The organism is Burkholderia sp. BCC0405 (assembly GCF_902833075.1).
Classification (GTDB): domain Bacteria; phylum Pseudomonadota; class Gammaproteobacteria; order Burkholderiales; family Burkholderiaceae; genus Burkholderia.
The window spans coordinates 1-800 of record NZ_CADFEO010000064.1; the positions used below are offsets into that span (position 1 = coordinate 1).

At 49.2% G+C, this 800-nt stretch carries 1 protein-coding gene; it reads left to right on the forward strand.

What is annotated here, in order from left to right; translation table 11 throughout:
* Nucleotides 1-301: hypothetical protein (locus tag HWX36_RS36900; RefSeq protein ID WP_208457850.1), on the forward strand; the 301-nt coding region annotated here is incomplete at its 5' end.
* Between the last annotated feature and the right edge of the window lie 499 nt (nt 302-800).

Here is an 800-nt window from a genome sequence, read left to right on the forward strand (position 1 = left end):
ATTCCACGCGCTTGAGCGCGTCCATGATCTGGCTGTCCGTGAATCTCGATTTCTTCATTCCGTAGAACTCCCTCAACAAGAAAATTCCACTTCTGATCACACCGGTTTTTCGGGGGGATTACCGCTGAACACGCTGCACAAGTACGGAAACGCTTCTCAACGTCGATTCGACGTTGCCGAAGTTTCTCGATTCCTTTTCACTCGTGCTGGCTGCGGAATGATTGGTCTCTCGCCGCGAATGTATCGAAATGTGCTCGACCGCACTGTCAGAAATTGCAAGGCCTCGGCAGGATGCCCGTGAGTGAAGCCAGCACGCATCACCACATGAGCAACATCACGACAAATTCAAGATCGAATACGCGCCACCCTTCATCAATCTTGAAAATAAAAAAATTGACACTTGAATACGCTATTTGATAATAAATGCCGAACCTGAAAACCTGAGGTGTGGACCACGAGGCAACGGACGCCGTGGAGCAGCACCACCGCGTCCGATGTGAATGAATCGTTGATTTATTGAGGCTGTTCGCATGCCGACATCGTCGTCGATGCACCGTCTGTAAAAGAGCAACCGGAGTCGTGTCGCTTTTTCGCAAATCCAGAAAACCATCCAAATTATTGAAATACCCGCTATCTCAAATAGGATGGTTTGACATTTCTCGCCGCCGTTAATCCACTGATCATCCACTAGTCCATTGAACCAATGAAATTGCACTGATCTAATGGTGCATGGGCAAAATGAATCTGAGCGAAGCCGAGCGGGAAGAACTGCTGTCGATGCAGCGCAGCCGAACGATGGC